The organism is Cellulomonas fimi ATCC 484 (genome assembly GCF_000212695.1).
Classification (GTDB): Bacteria; Actinomycetota; Actinomycetes; order Actinomycetales; family Cellulomonadaceae; genus Cellulomonas; species Cellulomonas fimi.
In genome coordinates, this window is the sequence record NC_015514.1 from 3022109 (window position 1) to 3043373 (window position 21265).

The following is a 21265-nucleotide window of genomic DNA, read 5'->3' on the forward strand; positions in this document are numbered from 1 at the left end:
TTGTGGTGACCCTGCACGACACCCGTCCGTGCCGACGACGGTCCCGCACGACGACACCCGGGGGGAGGTGCCGATGCGCTCCCCTGCCGCGCCGCGCCCTCGCACGCTCGACCGCGTGACGTGGCAGGCGTTCCTCGTCGGCGGGCTGCTCCTGGTGTCCGTCGTCATGCTCACGCCGGGCTGGGCCGGAGAGATCCTGTGGGACGCCGTCCCGCTGCTCGCCGTCGGCGCGATGGTGCTCGGCGTGCGCCGGAACCGGCCCGCGGCCGCGCGCGCCTGGTGGTGGCTGACCGCCGGCGTCGCGTGGTGGACCGCCGTCGACGTCGGGTGGACCACCTGGTACGTGGTCGTGGGCGACAGCGACCTGGTGCCGTGGTGGTACGACGTCCTCTACGTGCCGACCTACGTGCTGCTCGTCGTCGGGCTCGCGCGCCTGCCGCGCAACTCGCTGCGGGTGCGGCACGAGACCGCCACGATGGACGCCGTCGTCGTCGTGGTCGGGTTCGCGCTGCTGTACTGGGCGATCGTGTTCCGCAGCGTCCTCGGCCCGGACGTCGTGCACGACCCGGCGCGGTCGCTGTCGGTCCTCTCGCTCGCGATGGGCCTCGGTGTCGTCCTCATGACCGCCCGGCTGTGGTTCCGCTACGGCAACCGCAACCGCGCGTACGCGCTGCTCGGCTGGGGCGTGACCGCCTCGACGTTCGCCGACATGCTCTACACGGTGACCCTCACCGGCGACGGCCTGCCGGGCATCTCTGTGCTCGACACCTCGCTCACGGAGGGCGTCGGCAGCGCGAGCTGGCTCGTGTGGTTCGTGCTGTTCGGGACGGCCGCGCTGCACCCCGCGACCCGCGGCTCGGAGGACGCGGCGCCCAGCACCGCACTGACGCTGGCGCGCGGGATCGTCTTCTTCCTCGTGGTGACCGTCGGACCCGTGACGTTCCTGCTCACGCTGCGCACGGGCGCGTCGGTCACGCTCGCGTGGGAGGACCTCGCGGTGCCGCTCCTGACGGTCGGGCTCCTGTCGGCGTTCCTCGTCGCCCGGCTCGTCGTCGGTACGAGCACCGCGCAGCGGCGCGCGATCCAGCTCGACCGGCAGGCCACCGAGCTGTCCCGTGCGCTGCACGAGCAGCGGGCCCTGCAGGAGCTGCTCAGCCACCAGGCCCGGCACGACCCGCTCACGGGGCTCGGCAACCGCGCGCACTTCAACGACCGGCTGGCTGCCTCCGACGGGGCCGGCGGGCGCGCGGTCCTCATGATCGACCTCGACGGCTTCAAGAGCGTGAACGACGACAACGGGCACCCGGCGGGCGACGAGCTGCTGTCGCAGGTGGCGGCCCGCATGCGCGGCGTCGTCGGGGACCGGGACACCGTCGCGCGGATCGGCGGCGACGAGTTCGCCGTGCTGCTGGAGCACACCGACGAGAGCGCCGCGCACGACGCCGCGTGGCGCGTGGTCCGCGCGATCGGGGAGGCGTTCGTCGTCGACGCGCAGGCGGTGCGCGTCACCGCGAGCATCGGCGTGCGGCTGCTGGACGGGTCGGTGGGGACCGAGGAGGCGCTGCGGGACGCGGACCTCGCCCTCTACGCCGCGAAGGCGGCAGGCAAGAACCAGGTGTGCGTGTTCGACCCGCGGCTGCGCGCCGAGCAGGTCGGCCGGTCCCGGCTCGTCTCCGGGCTGCGGCACGCCCTGAGCCGGGACGAGCTCGTGGTCCACTACCAGCCGGTCGTCGATCTCGTCACGCGCGAGGTGCTGTCGGTCGAGGCGCTGCTGCGCTGGCAGTCCGCGCGCGGGCTCGTCATGCCGGACCGGTTCATCCCCGTGGCCGAGGACACCGGCCTGATCGTGCCGATCGGCGATCACGTGCTGCGCCGCGCCACCGCGGACGCCCGCGTGTGGTTCGACGCGCACGGCGTCGGCGTGCACGTCAACGTCTCCGGTCGTCAGCTGCGCCGCCCCGACGTCGTGCCGACCGTCCTGGGCGCACTCGATGCCGCGGGCCTGCCCGGGCGCGCGCTCGTGCTGGAGATCACCGAGACCGCGCTGCTCGCGACCGGCAAGCCCGAGACCGCGCTCGTCGCCGCGCACCTGTCCGAGCTGCGCGAGCACGGCGTGCGCGTCGCGATCGACGACTTCGGCACGGGCTACTCCTCGCTCGCCTACCTGCAGCGCCTGCCCGTCGACATCGTGAAGATCGACGGGGCCTTCACGCGGTTCGCCGCCGACCCCGGCGACGAGGCGCGCCGCCGCCGCGCCCTGGCCACCGCGATCGTCGACCTGTGCGCGACGCTCGACCTGCAGGCCGTCGCCGAGCAGATCGAGACCGCCGAGGAGGCCGAGGCCGTGCGCGCGCTCGGCTGCCCGCTCGGCCAGGGCTACCTGTTCGGCCGCCCGGTCCCCCGCGACCAGATCGCGCCCCTGCTCGGCAGCCCCGACGTCACGGCGCACCGCTCCCGCTGACGTCCCGCGCACGGTCGCGTGCGACGACCGCACGCCCGGCGATCGTCAGCGGTCGACGCGGGTCAGGGGACGGGACGTCACGGGTCGACGACCGTGCGGCCCTCGACGCCGGCGACGTCCTGGCCGCCGACACGTCGTGGTCGACCTGCCGCGACGTCATGGTCGTCGTCGTGCACCCCTCCGGACGGAGGTACGTACCGACGCACGGCGAGAGAGCCCGACCACCGGACGTCAGCCGCGGCGGAGGCGGCTCACGTCGCGGACCGCGCCGCGGTCGGCGGACGTCGCCATCGCGGCGTAGGCCTGCAGCGCCGGCGAGACGTAGCGGTCACGGTTCACCGGCTGCCACGGGTTCTCCGAGGCCTCCATCTTGGCGCGCCGCTCCGCGAGGACCGCGTCGGGCACGTTGATGCGGATGAGGCGGGTCTCGACGTCGATCTCGATCTCGTCGCCGTCCTCGATCAGCCCGATCGCGCCGCCGGCCGCCGCCTCGGGGCTCACGTGGCCCACGGAGATGCCGGACGAGCCGCCCGAGAACCGGCCGTCGGTGACGAGCGCGCACACCTTGCCCAGGCCGCGGCCCTTGATGAACGACGTCGGGTAGAGCATCTCCTGCATGCCGGGGCCGCCCGACGGGCCCTCGTACCGGACGACGACGACGTGGCCGGGCTGGACCTCCTTGCGGAGGATCTTGTCGACGGCCTCGTCCTGCGACTCGCAGACCAGCGCGGTGCCGACGAAGTGGAAGAGCTCGGGGTCGATGCCCGCGGTCTTGATGATCGCGCCGTCCTCGGCGAGGTTGCCGCGCAGCACGGCCAGGCCGCCCTCGACGGTGTAGGCGTGCGCGACGTCGCGGATGCAGCCGTTCGCGGCGTCGGTGTCGAGCGACTCCCACACGTTCGACGTGGAGAACGCCTGCGTGGTCCGCACGCCGCCGGGGGCCGCGTGGAACAGCGCCCGGGCGCGCTCGGTCGCGCGGCCGCCGCGGATGTCCCAGTCGTCGAGCCACGCGCGCAGCGTCGGGGTGTGCACCGACGTGACGTCGTGGTCGAGCAGGCCGCCGCGGTCGAGCTCGCCGAGCAGGGCCGGGATGCCGCCCGCGCGGTGCACGTCCTCCATGTGGAAGTCGGGGTGGTTCGGCGCGACCTTCGACAGGCACGGCACGCGGCGGCTGATCGCGTCGATGTCGGCGAGCGTGAAGTCGAGCTCGGCCTCCTGCGCGGCCGCGAGGATGTGCAGGACCGTGTTGGTCGAGCCGCCCATCGCGACGTCGAGCGCCATCGCGTTCGAGAACGCGGCGCGGTTCGCGATCGAGCGGGGCGCGACGGTGTCGTCCTCGTCGTCGTAGTAGCGGCGGGCCAGGTCGACGATCGTGCGGCCGGCCTCGAGGAACAGCTCGCGGCGGGCGCTGTGGGTGGCGAGCGTCGAGCCGTTGCCGGGCAGCGACAGGCCGAGCGCCTCGGTCAGGCAGTTCATCGAGTTCGCGGTGAACATGCCCGAGCACGAGCCGCACGTGGGGCACGCGTTCTCCTCGACGCGGCCGAGCGCGTCGTCCGAGACGTTGTCGTCGGCGGAGTAGTTGATCGCGTTGATGAGGTTGAGGTGCGTCTTCGCGACGCCGTCCGCGACGACGGCCTTGCCGGCCTCCATGGGCCCGCCGGACACGAAGATCACCGGGATGTTCAGCCGCAGCGCAGCGTTGAGCATCCCGGGCGTGATCTTGTCGCAGTTGGAGATGCACACGAGCGCGTCGGCGCAGTGCGCGTTGACCATGTACTCGACGGAGTCGGCGATGAGGTCGCGGCTCGGCAGCGAGTAGAGCATCCCGCCGTGCCCCATCGCGATCCCGTCGTCGACCGCGATGGTGTTGAACTCCTTCGCGACGCCGCCCGCCTCACGGACCGCCGACGCGACGAGGTCGCCCATGTCCTTGAGGTGCACGTGCCCGGGGACGAACTGCGTGTAGGAGTTGGCGATCGCGACGATCGGCTTGCCGAAGTCCTCGGTCGTCATGCCCGTGGCGCGCCACAGCGCGCGGGCGCCGGCCATGTTGCGGCCGTGGGTCGAGGTACGAGAGCGCAGCGGACGGCTCATCGCGGGTCTCCTTCGCAGATCCCCCGCGGGGCCGGCGGGAGGGTGGGACGGGGCGCTGCCCTGCGGCAGCGCCCCGTCACCCTACGTCGCACCCGGCGGAGGTCGGGCGCGGCGTCCGCGCTTCGATCGACGTCGTCGCGCCGGTCAGCGCACCACGGACGACGTCCAGCGCGCGTCGTCCGCCGTGATGCGGTGCACCCCGCCCGTGAGCGTGACGCGGGTCTGCGTCTCCCGCTCGGCGCACGAGGGGCCGACCCACAGCTCGAGGTCGCCGGGCTCGACGACCCGCTCCCCCGTGCGGTCGGTGAACGCGAGCCGCGCCGCGGGGACGACGAGCTCGACGACGGCCGTCTGGCCACGCTCGAGGTGCACGCGCTGGTAGCCGAGGAGCTGCGCGACCGGGCGGGTCACGCTCGCCACGACGTCCCGGCCGTAGAGCTGCACGACGTCGTCGCCGCCGCGCTCGCCCGTGTTCGTCACGCGCACGGTGACGACCAGCGGCCCGTCGGTCGTGGTGATCGGCTCGACCGCGAGGTCGGTGTGCGTGAACGTCGTGTACGACAGGCCGTGCCCGAACGGCAGGACGGGACGCGTCGACAGGTTCGTCACGTCGCCGTCTCCGCCGAGCGCCGGGTGCAGGTACGTGTACGGCTGCGCACCGGCCGACCGCGGCAGGCTGACGGGCAGGCGGCCCGACGGGTTGACCCGCCCGGACAGGACGCCCGCTAGGGCGGGACCGCCCTCCTCGCCGGGGAAGAACGACTGCACGACCGCCGCGCACCGCTCGACCGCCCAGCCGACCGCGTACGGCCGGCCCGTGAGCAGCACCAGCACGACGGGCTTGCCGGTCGCGAGGACCGCCTCGGCGAGCTCGCGCTGCACGCCCGGCAGCTCGAGGTCGTCCCGGTCGCAGCCCTCGCCGACGGTCCCACGGCCGAACAGGCCCGCGTGGTCGCCGAGCACGAGCACGGCGACGTCCGCCTCGGTCGCGACGCGCACCGCGTCGTCGAACCCGCTGCGGTCGTCGTCGTCGACCGCGCAGCCGCGCGCGGACAGGACGCTCGCCGACCCGAGCTCGGCGGCCAGCGCCTGGCGCAGCGTGGGCACCTCGATGCCGACGCCCACCTCGGGGTGGTGCGGCAGCACGTGGTTGACGAACGAGTAGCAGCCGAACATGGCCTCGGGACGGTCCGCGTTGGGGCCGATCACCGCGACGCGGACGCCCTGCCGCAGGGGCAGCGTGCCGTCGTTGCTCAGCAGCACGACCGACTCCTCGGCGAGCCTGAGCGCGATCCGCCGGTGCTCCGGGGTGTCGAGCTCGACGTCCGTGGGCGGCTCGTCGTCGAACGTCGCGTCGAGCAGGCCGAGCTCGGCCTTCTGCAGCAGCGCGCGCGTCACGGCCCGGTCGACGAGCGCCTCGTCGACCTTCCCGTCCCGCACGGCCTCGGCCAGGGGCTCGAGGTACGCGTCACCCGCGGGCAGCTCGATGTCGACACCTGCGGCGAGCGCGAGCCCGGCGGCCTCGCCGAGGTCGCCCGCGACGTGGTGCAGCAGCTGCAGGAACGCGACGCCGAAGTAGTCCGCGACGACCGTGCCGTCGAAGCCCCAGCGGTCCCGCAGGATCCCCGTGAGGATCGACGGGTCCGAGGCCGTGGGGATGCCGTCGAGCTCGGTGTACGACGACATGACCGAGCGCACCCCGCCGTCCCGGACCGCCATCTCGAACGGCGGCAGCAGCACGTCGGCGACCTCGCGCGGGCCGGCGTGCACGGGGCCGAAGTTGCGGCCCGACTGCGACGCCGAGTACCCGACGAAGTGCTTGAGCGTGGCGTGCACGCCCGTGGACTGCAGGCCCCGCACGTACGACGTGCCGACCGTGCCGACGAGGTACGGGTCCTCGCCGATGCACTCGTCGACGCGACCCCACCGCGGGTCCCGGATGACGTCGAGCACGGGCGCGAGGCCCTGGTGCACGCCGAGCGCCCGCATGGACCCGCCGATCGCCGCGCCCATCTGCGTGACGAGCTCGGGGTCGAACGACGCGCCCCACGCGAGGGGCGTGGGGAACGTCGCCGCGCGCCACGCGGAGAGCCCCGTGAGGCACTCCTCGTGCACGAGCGCCGGGATCCCCATGCGGGTCTCGCGCACGAGCCGGCGCTGGAACGCCCACAGCCAGCGCGCACGGGACGCGGGGTCGACGGGACGCGTGCCGTACACCCGGGTGAGGTGCCCGAGCCCGTGGCGCGAGGCCTCGTCGAGGGTCCGCTCGACCGTGAACTCCCCCTGCAGGGGCGCCACGGCCTCCCCGTCGGACTTCTCCCAGAAGCCGACGATCTGCGCGAGCTTCTCCTCGAGCGTCATGCGCTCGACCAGGTCCTGCACGCGCTGGTCGGCCTCGACGGCGCCGGACAGCTTCAGATCCGTCACGGATCCACTCCTTCGGAACGTGGTGGTTCGTGGTGGCGGGACGCGACCCCGCCGGCGCGCGAGGGCGTCAGCCCTTCACGGCCCCCTGCAGGCCGTTGACGATCCGCCGCTGCATCGCGAGGAAGAACACGAGGGCCGGGATCATCGCGAGCGCGGTGAACGCGAACACGCCCGCGGTGTCCGAGGAGTGCTCGGAGGAGAAGTCCGCGACGCCCAGGGGCAGCGTGCGCATGTCGCCCTGCAGCAGCAGGAGCGGCAGCAGGTACGCGTTCCACGAGCCGACGAACGCGAGCACGCCCACCGTGACCATGCCCGGGGCGGACAGCGGCAGCAGGATCCGCCAGAAGAACCCGATCCGCGAGGCGCCGTCGAGCAGGGCCGCCTCCTCGAGCTCCTTGGGCAGCGCCATGAGGAACGGCCGCAGGATGACCACGGTCACCGGGAGCGCGAACGCGGCCTGCGGCAGGGCGACGCCCCACCACGTGTTGCCGAGCTGCAGGTCGCGGGTGACGAGGATGAACAGCGGGATGATCGCGACGGTCGCGGGGAACAGCAGGCCGAGGACGAACACCATGAACAGCGGCTCGCGCCAGCGGAACTGGTACCGCGCCAGCGGGTAGGCGGCCATGATCCCGAACACGACGACGATGAGCGTCGTGAGCACGGCGATCGCGGTGCTGTTGAGCGCGTACCGCCAGAACGCGGGGTTCGACAGCACGCCCGCGTAGTTGGTCAGCACCCACGGGTCGGGCAGCGCGGCCGGCTTGTCGGCGAGCTGCGCGTTGGTGCGGAAGCCGCCGAGCACGCCGTAGATCACGGGGCCCAGGGTCAGCGCGACGACGACGAGCGCGATCGCGTAGACGAGGGGGTTGCCGCCCTGCATGACGTTCGTGCCGCGACCCTTGCGCTCGGGTCGGTCGGTGGTGGCGGCCTGGGGCGCGACCACGGGGACGACGCTCATCGCTTCGCCTTCTTCCGCGGGGTGTCGACCTGCGTGTCACGACGCAGGACGAAGTGCTGGTAGAGGAGGGCCATCACGAGCGCGACGACGAACAGGATCACGGACGCGGCCGCGGCGATCCCGTAGTTCTGCCGCTTGGTGCCCTCGGTGATGAGGAAGGTCGCCATGGTGGTCGTGGCGTTGGCCGGGCCGCCGCCGGTGAGGATCCACACCATGTCGAAGAGCTGGAGCGAGCCGATCATCGACAGGAACGCCCAGGTGCGCAGCGTGGGGCCGAGCAGCGGGATCGTGATGCGCCGCTGGATCTGCCACCAGCCGGCACCGTCGATCTGCGCGGCCTCGTACAGCTCCTCAGGCACGCCCTGCAGGCCGGCCAGGAAGAGGATGACCGCGAGGCCCAGGTACTTCCACGTGAGCACGACGATCACCGTCGGCAGCGCGTAGGCCGGGTCGCCGAGCCAGCCCTGCTCGGGGCCGGACAGTCCGACCGACGCGAGCATGGTGTCGATGACGCCGTACTTCGGCTGCAGCAGCTGGTACCAGACGACGCCGGCGATGACCTCGGCCAGCACGTACGGGACGAAGATGATCGTCCGCAGCATCCCCTGGCCGCGCATCTTGCGGTTGAGCAGGAGCGCGATGCCCAGGCCGAGCGGCAGCTGGATCGCGATCGAGGCCACCACGATGATGAGGTTGTGCACGAGGGCGTCGGTGAAGACCTCGTTCTGCAGCACCGACACGTAGTTCTTCAGGCCGACGAAGTCGACCAGCGGGCCGAAGCCCTTCCAGCGGTAGACCGAGAACTGGACCGCCTTGATGATCGGCCACACGACGAAGCCGAGGAAGAGCACCAGGGCGGGCGTCACGAAGAACGCGATCTCCAGGTTGCGGCGGAGGTTCGAGCCCTTCCCACGGCGTCCGCCCGGGGTGCCGGCCACCGGCCGTGCCGAGGCACGACCGGCGGCCGGGGCCACCAGGGTGGACGTCGCAGGCGAGGCGGTTCCGCCCTGCGGGGCGGTCGCTTCGTCTGCCACGTCGATCACTTCTCCGCGTCAGCCGCCGCCTGGGTGGCGTCGACGATGTCCTGCGGGGTCGCCTGGCCGGCGAACAGAAGTGCGATCTCGTCGTTCATGGCGCCACCGACGGACGCACCGAACGCGGTGTCGAAGTAGAGCTGGACGTACGGGGCCGCGTCGCGGACCTCGAGCAGACCGGCCAGCGCCGGGTCGGACACGTACTGCGTGGCCGTCGGGTTGGTCGGCAGACCCATGTCGAGCTCGGCGAAGCCCTTCTGGACCTCGTCGGACAGCAGGTACTTGACGAAGTCGACCGCCGCGTCGGGGGCGTCCTGGGACACCGCCCACGCGTCGCCGCCGCCGAGGGCCGCTGCCTGCGCGCCCTGGCCGCCGTCGACCGCCGGGAACGCGAACCAGCCGGTCTTGTCACCGAGGCCCGTGCCGTCCTCCGTGAGCCCCTGCATGACGCCGGGCTCCCAGTGGCCCTGCAGCTCCATGGCGACCTTGCCCGTCGCCAGCAGGCCGGAGGCAGAGGTCGCGCCCGCCTGGGCGCCGGTGGACAGGAAGCCCGCGTTGAACGGCTCCGCGGCGACGAGCTCCTCGAGGTCCTCGCCGGCCTTGACGAAGCACTCGTCGGAGAAGTCGAGGCTGGTGACCGCGTCGGTCAGGGTCTCCTCGGAGCACTCGCGCAGCGAGAAGTAGTACCAGTAGTGCGCGGCCGGCCACTTGTCGCCCGCACCGACGGACACAGGCTCGACGCCCGCGGCCTTGAGCTTGTCGACGACGTCGTAGAACTCGCCCCAGCTCTCCGGCTCCTCGGTGATGCCGGCCTGCTCGAAGATCTCGGTGTTGTACCAGAAGCCCACGACGCCGACCGAGAACGGCAGGGCGTACGTCTTGCCGTCGACCTGCCAGCCCTTGACCGAGCCGCCGATCTTGCTGATCTCCTCGGACGCGGCCTCGGAGATGTCCTTGGTCAGGCCCGCCTCGACGTGGTCGGCGAGCTCGCCGCCGCCACGCTCCATGTAGACGTCCGGCGCGTCGTTCGCCTGGAACGCCGCGTCGAGCTTGGTGAGCATGTCCTCGTGCTGCATGGCGCTGACCTCGACGGTCACGCCAGGGTTTGCGGCCTCGAAGTCGGCCGCGACCTTGTCGTAGTACTCCTTGCCGTCACCGGTGTTGGAGTTGTGCCACCAGGTGATGGTCGTGGCGTCGCCGCTCGTCGCGTCGTCGTTGCCACCACTGCCCGTGCCGCAGGCGCCCAGGAGGGCAAGACCTGCAGCGACCGCCACGCCACGAAGGACGGGTGTCCGGTTCATCGTTGAAGCTCCTCGTCGTCACTGAAGGGGAGGGACGGCCGCAAGGTAAGCAGGCCGCGACGCGCCGTGTCAATCGATGTCGATAACGTTATCGAATCGATGCTCTAGGATCACCGACGTGGAGCCAGCACCCCGCGTCAAGATGGCCGACGTCGCCCGGACCGCCGGAGTGTCCGTCGCGACCGTCTCGAAGGTCGTCAACGGCCGGTACGGCGTCGCGCAGAGCACGCTCACCCGGGTGCAGGAGGTCATCGACCAGCTCGGGTACGAGGCGTCGCTCGGCGCGCGCAGCCTGCGCAGCCACCGCACCAACGTCCTGGGCATCCTCGTCGCCGAGTTCGAGCCCTACTCCACCGAGCTGCTCAAGGGCGCGTCGGCGGCCGTCGGCGCGACCGGCTACGAGCTGCTCGCCTACTCGGGCGGCGGCGCCGGCGGTGCCGTCGGCTGGGAGCGGCGCTACCTGTCGCGGCTGTCCGGCACCCTCATCGACGGCGCCGTCATCGTCACGCCCACGGTCGTCGAGGCCCACCCCGGCGTGCCCGTGGTCGCCGTCGACCCGCACACCGGCCCGTCCGGCCTGCCGACCGTCGACGCCGACTCGTTCGCCGGCGCGGTGCTCGCCACCGAGCACCTCCTGCGTCTCGGCCACCGGCGCATCGCGTTCCTCGGCGGCCGCCCCGACCTCGAGTCCGCGCGCCTGCGCGAGGACGGGTACCGGCACGCGCTCGCCGCCGCCGGGATCCCCGTCGACGAGGACCTCGTGCGCGTCGGCGGCTACCGCCCCGAGACCGCGGACCAGCCCGCGCACGAGCTGCTCGCGCGCCCCGAGCCGCCCACCGCGGTGTTCGCCGCGAACGACCTCTCCGCGATCCACGTCGTCGAGGTCGCCCGCTCGCTCGGCCTGCGCGTGCCCGAGGACCTGTCCGTCATCGGGTTCGACAACGTCCCCGAGTCGGCGCTCGCGACCCCCCCGCTCACGACCATCAGCCAGCCGCTGCAGCAGATGGGCGCCGAGGCGCTCCGGCTGCTCGTGGACCTCATCGACGGCAAGGAGCGCGGCGTGCACGTGCGGCTCCCCACCGAGCTCGTCGAGCGCGCGTCGACCGCGCCGCCTCGCAGCCGCTGACCTGCGAGAGGGCTCCGTCCCTCACGAGGGGGACAGTGCTTGCCGGACGGCACGACGTGCTGCCAGGACGCGAGCCGCGGACCGTCCGCGCACCACGGTCCCGCACACCGGACCGCGTCAGGACGACGGGCGCGCCTGCCACGTGCACACGCACGCCTCGTTGCCCTCGGGGTCCGCGAGGACCCAGAACGCGGGCGCCCGCTCGTCGGACACCAGGCGCCCGCCGGCCGCGACCGCCGCGTCGACGCGTGCCCGCGCCTCGTCGTGCGGGACCGTGACGTCAAGGTGGAGGCGGTTGCGCTGCGGACGCGGCACGTCCATCTGCTGGAACCAGAACGCGGGCCCGACACCGGCCGGGTCGACGATCCCGTTCTCGTCGTCCCCCGGCTGGTCCTGGTAGCCGAGCACCGCCTTCCAGAACGGGCGCACGGCGGGGATGTCGAGCGCGTCGACCGCGACCTCGAGCGCCGAGCTGCGCGGCACGTCCCCCGTCAGGCCGAGCTCGTCCGCGAGCGCCGACACGGTCCCCGCGAGGTCGACGTCGCGCTGCGTGAGCCCCGCGACGTCGTGGCTCGACGTCGTCACGGTCACCTGCCCCCAGCGCAGCAGCACGTCGGGGTGGTGGTTCGCGGCGTCCGCGGCCTGCGCGACGCGGGCCACGAACGCCGCCGCGGTCGCGAAGTCGGCGCACCGGAACGTCGCGCGCAGGGTCCCGAGCAGCACGCGCCAGTGCCGGGCGTCGACGGCCTCGGTGACGGCGGAATGCGGCAGCCGGGCGGAGGAGTCGCTCATCCCGACACCCTCCCACCGCACGCCGCGCGGGGCACGCGGCCCGTGCGCGTCAGTGCTGCAGCGCGGCCTCAGCGTCCGACTCGGCCCCTGCGCGGATGTGCCGTGTGACCCACGGCGCGACCGCGAACATCGCGCCCGCGCAGACGAGCGCGACGAGACCGATGCCGCCGAAGTACGCGGTGTCGCTGACGCCCTCCGTGACCTGCACGAGCTGGGCCGTGATCGCGTTGCCCGCCGCGGGCGCGAGGAACCACAGCGCCATCGCCTGCCCACGGAACGCCTTCGGGGCGAGCAGCGTCGTGGCGGCCAGTCCGACGGGCGACAGGCACAGCTCCCCCACCGTCTGGATCAGGTACACCAGGCCCAGCACCCACGGCGGCGACTTCGTGTCGGCGAACGCGGCCGACGCGACCGCGAGGAAGACGAAGCTCAGGGCGGCGAACGTCAGGCCGATCGCGAACTTCACGGCCGTCGGCGGGCGGTCGTCGAGCTTGACCCAGAGCCAGGCGAACAGGGGCGCGAGCAGGATGATGAGCGCGGGGTTGATGGACTGGAACACCTCGGGCGAGAGGGTCCGTCCGAGCACCTCGAGGTCGGTCCGGTCCTCCGCGTACGCGGCGAGGGTGCTCGCCGCCTGCTCGAAGATCATCCAGAACAGCGTCGCCGCGACGAACAGCGGCACGTAGGCGCGCAGCCGCGAGCGCTCGTGGTCCGTGACCTTCGGCGAGCGGAACATGACCCACAGCGTCGCGACGGGCGCCGCGAGCGCGAGGTACGACAGCGCGTCGACGATCGTCGTCGCGCCGAACCCGCCGCTCACGGCCCACGCGACCGCCAGCGCGACGAGCACGCCGACGACGATCGCGAGGACCGTGCGGGTGACGGCGGGCCGGTCGGCGGCGGTCAGCGGGTTCGGGGCCACCTCGCCCGCCCCCGCGAGCAGGCGACGTCCGAGGACGAAGGACACCAGCGCGATGCCCATGCCGACGGCCGCGACCGCGAACCCCGCGTGGTATCCGCCGATCGAGCGTGCGAGCCCGACCAGCAGGGGCGCCGCGAGCGAGCCGATGTTGATGCCCATGTAGAAGATCGAGAACGCCGAGTCGCGGCGCGTGTCCTCGCGCGTGTACAGCTCGCCGACCATGCTCGACACGTTGGGCTTGAGCAGGCCCGTGCCGAGCGCGACGAGGACGATGCCCAGGTACGACGCCGCGGCGGTGGGGACCGTGAGCGCCACGTGCCCGGCCGCGATGACGACGCCGCCGTAGAGCACCGACCGGCGCGCGCCGATGACGCGGTCCGCGAGCCAGCCGCCCACCACGGACAGCAGGTAGACGCCCGTGCCGTACGCGGCGACCATCGCGGTGCCGAGCGTGCTGTCGAGACCCAGCCCGCCGTCGGCGACCGTGTCCGTCAGGTAGAACAGCAGGATGGCGCGCATCCCGTAGTAGCTGAACCGCTCCCACAGCTCGGTGCCGAACAGCGTGAACAGCCCGAGGGGGTGCCCGAAGAACGCCCGGTCCCGCGGGGCGCGGCCACCCCCGCCCGGCGGGCCGTCCCCCTCGCCCGGTGTGCGCAACGCGCTGGCTCCCGACGGTTCCGTCTGCTCGGTCACCGCCCCATCGAACCGCTGCCCCAGGGGCCCCACCACCGGTCGACGGTCCCGGACGCGCGCGCGGGCGTGTGGTAGCCCGCGGCGCCACCGGCGACCCGAGCGGGTCGCACCGCGCCCTCACCGGGCGGCCCGCCGCGCTCGCGCACGTCGACCCGCACTGCGGTCGCTGCGCGCAGTCGCTGCGGATAGCGTCGCGGGATGCCCACGGTGCACTGGTTCCGGCGCGACCTGCGCCTCGCGGACAACCCGGCGCTCGTGGCCGCGGTCGAGGCGGCCCGGCGCGCCGACGACGCGGTGGTGCCGCTGTTCGTCGTGGACCCGGGGCTGTGGACGGCGGCGGCCGGTCCGCGCGTCGCGTACCTCGCGCGGTCGCTGCGCGCGCTCGACGCGGCGCTCGACGGCCGGCTCGTGGTCCGCCACGGGCGCCCGCAGGACGTGGTGCCCGCCGTCGCGCGCGAGGTCGAGGCGCCGACGGTGCACGTCACGGCGGCGACCGAGCCGTACGGCCGGCGGCGGGACGACGCGGTCGCGCAGGCGCTGGGCGACGTGCCGCTCGTCGCGACGGGGTCGCCGTACGCGGTCGCACCGGGACGGCTGCGCACGCAGCAGGGGTCCCCGTACGAGGTGTTCACCCCGTTCCGCCGGGCGTGGCTGGACCACGGCTGGTCGGCGCCCGCCCCGCGGCCGCGCTCGGTGCCGTGGGCGGACGTGCGCGGCGACGGCGTGCCCGACGAGCCGGCGACGACGGTCGACCTGCCCGCGGCGGGGGAGGCTGCGGCGCGCCGTCGGTGGGCGACGTTCGTGGCGGACGCCCTCGCGGACTACGACGAGGACCGCGACCGGCCCGACCTGGACGGCACGTCCAGCATGTCGGTCCCGCTCAAGTACGGCGAGCTGCACCCGCGCACGTTGCTCGCGGACCTCGCCGGTGCGGGGTCGTCGGCCTCCGTGGCCACGTACCGCTCGGAGCTGGCCTGGCGGGAGTTCCACGCCGACGTCCTGTGGCACCACCCGGACGCGGCGCGGCGCTCGCTGCGCACGGTGGTCCCCGAGGACGCGTGGGCGACGGGACCCGCGGCGGACGACGCGTTCGCCGCGTGGGCCGAGGGCCGGACCGGGTACCCGCTCGTCGACGCCGGGATGCGCCAGCTCCGGGCGATCGGCTGGATGCACAACCGGGTCCGCATGGTGACCGCGTCGTTCCTGGTCAAGGACCTGCACCAGCGCTGGCAGCGGGGAGCCGAGCACTTCCTCGCATGGCTCGTCGACGGCGACGTCCCGCAGAACCAGCTCAACTGGCAGTGGGTCGCCGGCACCGGCCGCGACGCCGCGCCGTACTTCCGCGTCTTCAACCCGGTGCTGCAGGGCCGCAGGTTCGACCCCGACGGGACGTACGTGCGGCAGTGGGTGCCCGAGCTGCGCGGCATCCCGGGCGGCGCGGTGCACGAGCCGTGGAAGCTGCCCGCGGCCGCGGCGCCCGACTACCCGCCGCGCATCGTCGACCACGCGCAGGCGCGGGCGGCCGCACTCGAGGCGTACGGCCGCCGCTGAGGCCCGGGCCGGTCAGGCGGGCACGAGCTCGTCGGCGCGGTCCTCCCCCGCCGCAGCGAGAGCGCCCCGCGTCGCCCCGCCCGCGTCGCGCAGGTGCCCGACGAGCAGGAGCAGGAGCCCGAGGGCCGCCCACGCGCCGAGCGCGAGCCACTGGTCCGCGGTGTCGGCGCGGGGGAAGTAGGACTCGGCGCGCAGCAGGGACGCGGCGGCGCCGGGCGGCAGCCACTGGCCGATCGCGCCCCACGGCTCGGGCAGCATCTGCCACGGCATGGCCGCGGCCGCGATCGGGTTCGCGACGAGCAGGAACAGCACAGGTCCGAGCGGCAGGCCCCGGCGCCCGAGCACCGCGACGCAGCCGACGACCACGCCGGCGATGCCGAGCGTCGTGAGCCCGACGATCGCCGTGCTGACGAGGAACGAGCCGCCCAGCACGCCCCACCACGTCTGCAGGACCGCGGTGACGGCGAGCCCCGCGACGGCCGCGTAGCCGAGCAGCGCGCCCAGGCGGCGCCACGCCCCGACGACGACGAGCGCGATCCCGATGCCGCCTGCCATGCCGCCCACGACGAGCGGGAACGTGACGGCACCGAGCACGACGCCGCGCGGGTCGCCCGCGCCGAGCGGGACGACGTCCGTCACCTCGACGGTCACGGGGGTGCCTGTCTGCCGGCCGACCTGCGCCCCGAGCTCGGGGGCCAGCGCGGCGAGCTGCTGCGCGACGAGCGGGCTCGCCGCGGAGGACGTGAGGACCTCGGGCACCGGCGCGAGGACGACGGCGCCGTAGACCTGGCGCGTCTCGACGAGGTCGACGGCGGCGGCACGGTCGGTGGCGGCCGTGACGTCGAAGACGCCCGGGGCCTGCGCGTCGAGCGCCTGCGTGAACGGTGCGACCGCGGGCGCGGGCCCGGCGACGGCCACCGGGAGGTCGCGTGGCTCGGCGGTGACCGAGGGCCACAGGAAGGCGAGCGCGACCACGGTCACGACCGTGGCGAGCGCTGCCGCGAGCGCGGCCACCCGGGGCCAGGGGGTGTGGGGGTGCGGAGCGTGTGCGAGCATCGGATCCTCCAAAACGAACGTTCCTTCTCCTGCAACGCTCCTCCCTGTCGCGCCGACTTGTCAAGAACGTTCGTTCGTTTTTAGGCTCGGGCCGTGCCAAAGGTCACCGACGAGTACCGCGCCGCCCGCCGCGACGAGATCGCCGACGCCGCGCTGCGCGCCTTCCGGCGAGGCGGGTTCCAGGGGACGTCGATGGCCGACATCATCAGCGAGGCCGGTCTCTCGGCCGGTGCGATCTACGGGCACTTCGCGAGCAAGAACGCACTCGTCGTCGAGGTGGCGTCCCGCATCGTCGGCGCCCGGGTCGAGGAGATCGCCCGTCTCGCGGACACCGACCCCATGCCGCCGCCGCCGCACGTGCCGCGCCTGCTCGTCACCGCGGTGCGGCGCGAGATCGGCGACCCGGCCGTCCTCCTGCAGCTGTGGGGCGAGTCCGTCACCGACCCCGAGATCCGGGAGCTCGCCGGGCGGACCATCGCGCGCCTGGCCGACATCCTGCGCGGGTACGTCTCGCTGTGGCACCAGCGTGCGCACGGGACACCGCCCGACGAGGCCGACGCGCTCGCCGCCGCGCAGGTGCCGCTGCTGCTCGCCGTCGTGCAGGGCCTCGTCGTGCAGTCCTCGCTCGGCCCCGACTTCGACGAGGACGCCTACCTCGCCGCGGTCGAGCGGTACCTGCCGCGCTGACGGGCACGACAGGCGGTCGCCCGGGAGCGACGGCCCGCCCGCGCCCGGCCGACCACCGTCAGCGCGAGAGCTGCGTCGCCCGGTACTCGTCCTCGAGCATCGACATGTCGATCGCGTCGCACCAGCCGTCGCCGTCCCGGTACGCGTCGCGCCGACGGCCCTCGACCCGGAAGCCGATGTTCTCGTACAGCGACTTCGCGCGGGCGTTGATCGCCAGCACGTCGAGCTCGACCCGGTGCAGGCCCAGCCCGTCGAACGCGAACCCGAGCACGAGCTCGATCGCCTCCGTGCCGTAGCCACGTCCCCGGTACGCCGGCCGCATCGCCAGGCGCAGGTTCGCCTTGCGCACCGCCTCGTCGATGTCGTTGAGGACGATCTCGCCGAGGAACTCGTCGCTGCCGGTCGTCGTCACGGCAAAGTCGAAACGACCCTCGGCCGTCGCGCGGCTCGCGCACCAGGCCTCGACCTGCTCGCGGCTGAACGTCGCCGTCGTGCCCGTCAGCCGCGCGCCGACCGGGTCGGCCAGCATGTCCCACACCGCGTCGGCGTCGTCGGGCCGGAACGGCCGCAGCACGATCATCTCGCCCTGCAACGTCGGCTTCTCCATGACGCACTCCTGTCTGTGCCGCTGCGCGGCCCGTCCTCGCATCGTAAGGAGGCCGTGTGACCTCCGTGTTGCACCGCGCCGCCGCCGGCCGACACGCCGTCCCGTGGGCCCACGTGACGCGGGGCCGGCCCGGGTCGCACCCCGGCCGGCCCCGCGTCGCGTGGTACGTCAGGCCTGGACGCGCTCCAGGACCAGCTCGCGGACGCGGCCCGCGTCGGCCTGCCCGCGCGTGGCCTTCATGACCGCGCCGATGATCGCCCCGACCGGGCCGAGGTTCCCCGAGCGGATCTTCTCGGCGATGTCCGGCTGGGCGGCGAGCGCCTCGTCGATCGCCGCGAGCAGCGGGCCGTCGTCCGACACGACCTCGAGCCCGCGCGCGACGACGACCTGCTCGGGCTCACCCTCGCCCGCGAGCACGCCCTCGAGCACCTGGCGCGCGAGCTTGTCGTTGATGCGCCCCGCGTCGACGAGCTGCTGCAGCGCGCCGATCTGCGCGGGCGTGATGGGCAGCGCGTCGAGCTCGACCTCCCGCTGCTTCGCGGTCCGGGCCAGCTCGCCCATCCACCACTTGCGCGCCGCGGCGGGCGAGGCGCCGGCCGCGACGGTCGACTCGATGAGCTCGACGGCACCCGCGTTCACGACGTCGCGCATCTCGGCGTCCGCGTAGCCCCACTCCCCCTGCAGCCGCCGGCGGCGGGCCGCCGGGAGCTCCGGGAGCGACGCACGGATCTCCTCGACCCACGCGCGGTCCGGCGCGATCGGCACGAGGTCCGGCTCCGGGAAGTAGCGGTAGTCCTCGGCGTCCGACTTCACGCGGCCCGACGTGGTCTCGCCGGTGTCCTCGTGCCAGTGGCGCGTCTCCTGGACGATCGTGCCACCCGCGTCCAGCACGCCCGCCTGCCGGCTGATCTCGAAGCGGACCGCCCGCTCGACCGAGCGGAACGAGTTGACGTTCTTCGTCTCGGTGCGCGTGCCCAGCGCGGACTCGGGCGTGGGCCGCAGCGACACGTTGACGTCCGCGCGCACGTTGCCGCGCTCCATGCGCGCCTCGGAGACGCCCAGGGCACGGAAGAGGTCGCGCAGCGTCTGCACGTAGGCCCGCGCGACCTCGGGCGCCCGCTCGCCCGCACCCGTGATGGGACGCGTCACGATCTCGACGAGCGGGATGCCCGCGCGGTTGTAGTCGACGAGCGAGTACTCCGCGCCGTGGATGCGGCCCGTCGCGCCGCCGACGTGCGTGTTCTTGCCGGCGTCCTCCTCCATGTGCGCGCGCTCGATCTCCACGCGGAACGTCGACCCGTCCTCCAGCTCGACGTCGACCCAGCCGTCGAACGCGATCGGCTCGTCGTACTGCGACGTCTGGAAGTTCTTCGGGACGTCCGGGTAGAAGTAGTTCTTCCGTGCGAACCGGCAGGACTCCGCGATCGAGCAGTTGAGCGCGAGGCCGATGCGGATCGCGTACTCCACGGCCGTGCCGTTGACGACCGGCAACGAGCCCGGCAGACCCAGCGAGACCGGCGTGACGGACGTGTTCGGCTCCTCGCCGAAGCCCGCGGGTGCACCGTCGAACATCTTCGTGCGGGTGCCGAGCTCGACGTGCACCTCGATCCCGATGACCGGGTCGAAGCGGGCGACCGCGTCGTCGTAGTCCACGAGCGCCGTCATCGGGTCTCCTCCAGCTCCGGGGCCCGGTCCAGCAGCGGGCCACCCCACTCCTTCTCCAGCAGCGCCTCGAGGGCCGCGCCCACCCGGTACAGGCGGTCGTCGGCCTTCGCGGGCGCGAGCACCTGGAACCCGACCGGCAGGCCGTCGTCGGACACGCCGTTCGGCACCGAGAGCCCCGGCACGCCCGCGAGGTTCGCCGGGATCGTCGCGACGTCGTTGAGGTACATCGCGAGCGGGTCGTCGAGCTTCTCGCCCAGCTTGAACGCCGTGGTCGGCGCCGTCGGCGAGACGAGCACGTCGGCCTGCGCGAACGCGGCGTCGAAGTCGCGCTGGATGAGCGTGCGGACCTTCTGCGCCGAGCCGTAGTAGGCGTCGTAGTACCCGGCCGACAGCGCGTAGGTGCCGAGGATGACGCGGCGCTTGACCTCGTCGCCGAAGCCCTGGCCGCGCGTGGCGGACATGACCCGCTCCGCCGTGGCCGGCCCCTCGGACGGCTCGACCCGCAGGCCAAACCGCATGCCGTCGAACTTCGCCAGGTTGCTCGACGCCTCGCTCGGCATGATCAGGTAGTACGCGCCGAGCGCGTACTCGAAGTGCGGGCAGGACACCTCGACGATCTCCGCGCCCGCCTGCCGCAGCAGCGCGAGCGACTCCTCGAACCGCGCGAGGACGCCGGCCTGGTAGCCCTCGCCCTGCAGCTCGCGGATGACGCCGACGCGCACGCCGGAGAGGTCGCCGGACGCGCCCTGGCGCGCCGCCTCGACGAGCGCGGGCAGCGGCTCGGGGATCGACGTCGAGTCGAGCGGGTCGTGCCCGCCGATGAGCTCGTGCAGCAGCGCCGAGTCGAGCACCGTGCGGGTCACCGGCCCGGCCTGGTCGAGCGACGACGCCATCGCGATCAGGCCGTAGCGCGACACCGAGCCGTACGTCGGCTTGACGCCGACGGTGCCCGTGACGGCGCCCGGCTGGCGGATCGAGCCGCCCGTGTCCGTGCCGATCGCGAGCGGCGCCTCGTAGGCCGCGACCGCTGCGGCCGAGCCGCCGCCGGACCCACCGGGGATGCGGTCGAGGTCCCACGGGTTGTGCGTGTTCCCGTACGCCGAGTGCTCGGTGCTCGACCCCATGGCGAACTCGTCCATGTTGGTCTTGCCGAGGATCGGCAGCCCCGCCGCCTTGATCCGCTCGACGAGCGTCGCGTCGTACGGCGGCACCCAGCCCTCGAGGATCTTCGAGCCCGCGGTCGTCGGCAGACCCTTCGTCACGACGACGTCCTTGACCGCGATCGGCACGCCCGCGAGCGGGTGCAGCTGCTCGCCCGCGGCACGGCGTGCGTCGACGTCGGCCGCCGTGGCCAGCGCCTCGGCTGCGCTCACGTGCAGGAACGCGTGCACGGCACCGTCGACGGCGGCGATCCGGTCGAGGTGCGCCTGCGTCACCTTGACGCTCGTCACCTCGCCCGCGGCCAGCTTCTCGGCGAGCGCGGCGGCGCTCAGCCGGGTCCAGTCGCTCACGCGTCCTCCCCCAGGATCTGCGGCACGAGGAACTTCCCGTCCTGCGCGGCCGGCGCGGCGGCGAGCACCGCGTCACGGTCCACCGGGGCCACCGGCACGTCGGGGCGGAACACGTTGGTCAGCGGCAGGGGGTGGCTGGTGGCCGGCACGTCGGGCGTGGCGATCTCGCTCACGCGCGCGACCGACTCGACGATGACGTCGAGCTCGCCCGCCAGGCGGTCGATCTCCGCGGGCGTCAGGTCGATCCGGGCCAGCCCCGCCACGCGCGCGACCTCGTCGCGAGAGAGGGAGGACATGGCGGAGAGTCTAGACGGCGCCCTCCCCTGCCCGAGGGCCCCGCCTCCACGAGAGCTCGGTGTCGCGCGACGACCGACCTG

16 protein-coding genes and 1 tRNA gene are annotated in these 21265 nt (G+C 73.5%); 5 read left to right on the forward strand and 12 right to left on the reverse strand.

What is annotated here, in order from left to right:
• The first annotated feature begins 73 nt into the window (after positions 1–73).
• A complete protein-coding gene (locus tag CELF_RS13730) occupies positions 74–2461 on the forward strand; it encodes a putative bifunctional diguanylate cyclase/phosphodiesterase (protein WP_013771874.1) in 2388 nt (795 codons plus the stop codon).
• Between the two features lie 231 nt (positions 2462–2692).
• Here the strand turns inward: CELF_RS13730 and ilvD are convergent, their stop codons facing one another.
• From ilvD to CELF_RS13755, 4 genes are all read right to left on the reverse strand, one after another.
• A complete protein-coding gene (ilvD, locus tag CELF_RS13740; RefSeq protein WP_013771875.1) occupies positions 2693–4555 on the reverse strand; it encodes a dihydroxy-acid dehydratase in 1863 nt (620 codons plus the stop codon).
• 144 nt (positions 4556–4699) lie between these two features.
• Positions 4700–6982, reverse strand: a complete 2283-nt coding sequence (locus tag CELF_RS13745) for a beta-xylosidase/alpha-l-arabinosidase (protein WP_013771876.1) — start codon at positions 6980–6982, stop codon at positions 4700–4702.
• Positions 6983–7049: 67 nt separating this feature from the next.
• The gene (locus CELF_RS13750; RefSeq protein WP_013771877.1) at positions 7050–7943 is read right to left on the reverse strand and encodes a carbohydrate ABC transporter permease; all 894 of its coding nucleotides are present in this window, start codon (positions 7941–7943) and stop codon (positions 7050–7052) included.
• On the reverse strand, positions 7940–8809 hold the full coding sequence (locus CELF_RS13755) for a carbohydrate ABC transporter permease (protein WP_232014244.1): 870 nt from the start codon (positions 8807–8809) through the stop codon (positions 7940–7942). The genes CELF_RS13750 and CELF_RS13755 overlap by 4 nt, the downstream gene beginning before the upstream one ends.
• On the opposite strand from CELF_RS13755, the gene CELF_RS20485 reads away from it, so the two are divergent.
• A tRNA-OTHER gene (locus CELF_RS20485) sits at positions 8780–8860 on the forward strand. The two genes, CELF_RS13755 and CELF_RS20485, sit on opposite strands and share 30 nt — an antisense overlap.
• 122 nt (positions 8861–8982) lie before the next feature.
• Here CELF_RS20485 and CELF_RS13760 read toward each other — a convergent pair.
• The gene (locus tag CELF_RS13760) at positions 8983–10278 is read right to left on the reverse strand and encodes an ABC transporter substrate-binding protein (protein ID WP_013771879.1); all 1296 of its coding nucleotides are present in this window, start codon (positions 10276–10278) and stop codon (positions 8983–8985) included.
• A gap of 142 nt (positions 10279–10420) precedes the next feature.
• On the opposite strand from CELF_RS13760, the gene CELF_RS13765 reads away from it, so the two are divergent.
• Complete coding sequence (locus CELF_RS13765; RefSeq protein ID WP_041553535.1) at positions 10421–11404, forward strand: LacI family DNA-binding transcriptional regulator; 984 nt, start codon at positions 10421–10423, stop codon at positions 11402–11404.
• A gap of 117 nt (positions 11405–11521) precedes the next feature.
• Here CELF_RS13765 and CELF_RS13770 read toward each other — a convergent pair whose 3' ends face one another.
• Both CELF_RS13770 and CELF_RS13775 read right to left on the reverse strand, forming a co-directional pair.
• The gene (locus CELF_RS13770) at positions 11522–12196 is read right to left on the reverse strand and encodes a VOC family protein (protein WP_013771881.1); all 675 of its coding nucleotides are present in this window, start codon (positions 12194–12196) and stop codon (positions 11522–11524) included.
• Between the two features lie 49 nt (positions 12197–12245).
• Positions 12246–13811 (reverse strand): peptide MFS transporter, encoded by a 1566-nt coding sequence (locus CELF_RS13775; RefSeq protein ID WP_232014245.1) that lies wholly within the window; start codon positions 13809–13811, stop codon positions 12246–12248.
• Positions 13812–14009: 198 nt separating this feature from the next.
• On the opposite strand from CELF_RS13775, the gene CELF_RS13780 reads away from it, so the two are divergent.
• Entirely contained in the window at positions 14010–15362 is a 1353-nt protein-coding gene (locus CELF_RS13780; protein ID WP_013771883.1) for a cryptochrome/photolyase family protein, read from the forward strand.
• 12 nt (positions 15363–15374) lie between these two features.
• On the opposite strand, the gene CELF_RS13785 is transcribed toward CELF_RS13780, so the two are convergent.
• On the reverse strand, positions 15375–16418 hold the full coding sequence (locus CELF_RS13785) for a hypothetical protein (RefSeq protein WP_013771884.1): 1044 nt from the start codon (positions 16416–16418) through the stop codon (positions 15375–15377).
• 93 nt (positions 16419–16511) lie between these two features.
• On the opposite strand from CELF_RS13785, the gene CELF_RS13790 reads away from it, so the two are divergent.
• A complete protein-coding gene (locus tag CELF_RS13790) occupies positions 16512–17105 on the forward strand; it encodes a TetR/AcrR family transcriptional regulator (protein ID WP_013771885.1) in 594 nt (197 codons plus the stop codon).
• A gap of 58 nt (positions 17106–17163) precedes the next feature.
• Here the strand turns inward: CELF_RS13790 and CELF_RS13795 are convergent, their stop codons facing one another.
• The 4 genes from CELF_RS13795 to gatC all read right to left on the reverse strand — a co-directional run bounded on the left by CELF_RS13795 (position 17164) and on the right by gatC (position 21184).
• Entirely contained in the window at positions 17164–17712 is a 549-nt protein-coding gene (locus tag CELF_RS13795; RefSeq protein WP_013771886.1) for a GNAT family N-acetyltransferase, read from the reverse strand.
• 168 nt (positions 17713–17880) lie between these two features.
• Positions 17881–19377 (reverse strand): Asp-tRNA(Asn)/Glu-tRNA(Gln) amidotransferase subunit GatB, encoded by a 1497-nt coding sequence (gene gatB / locus CELF_RS13800; RefSeq protein WP_013771887.1) that lies wholly within the window; start codon positions 19375–19377, stop codon positions 17881–17883.
• Positions 19374–20888, reverse strand: coding sequence for an Asp-tRNA(Asn)/Glu-tRNA(Gln) amidotransferase subunit GatA (gene gatA / locus CELF_RS13805; RefSeq protein WP_013771888.1), 1515 nt, complete (start codon positions 20886–20888; stop codon positions 19374–19376). The genes gatB and gatA overlap by 4 nt, the downstream gene beginning before the upstream one ends.
• Positions 20885–21184, reverse strand: a complete 300-nt coding sequence (gene gatC, locus CELF_RS13810; RefSeq protein ID WP_013771889.1) for an Asp-tRNA(Asn)/Glu-tRNA(Gln) amidotransferase subunit GatC — start codon at positions 21182–21184, stop codon at positions 20885–20887. The genes gatA and gatC overlap by 4 nt, the downstream gene beginning before the upstream one ends.
• Positions 21185–21265 lie beyond the last annotated feature (81 nt).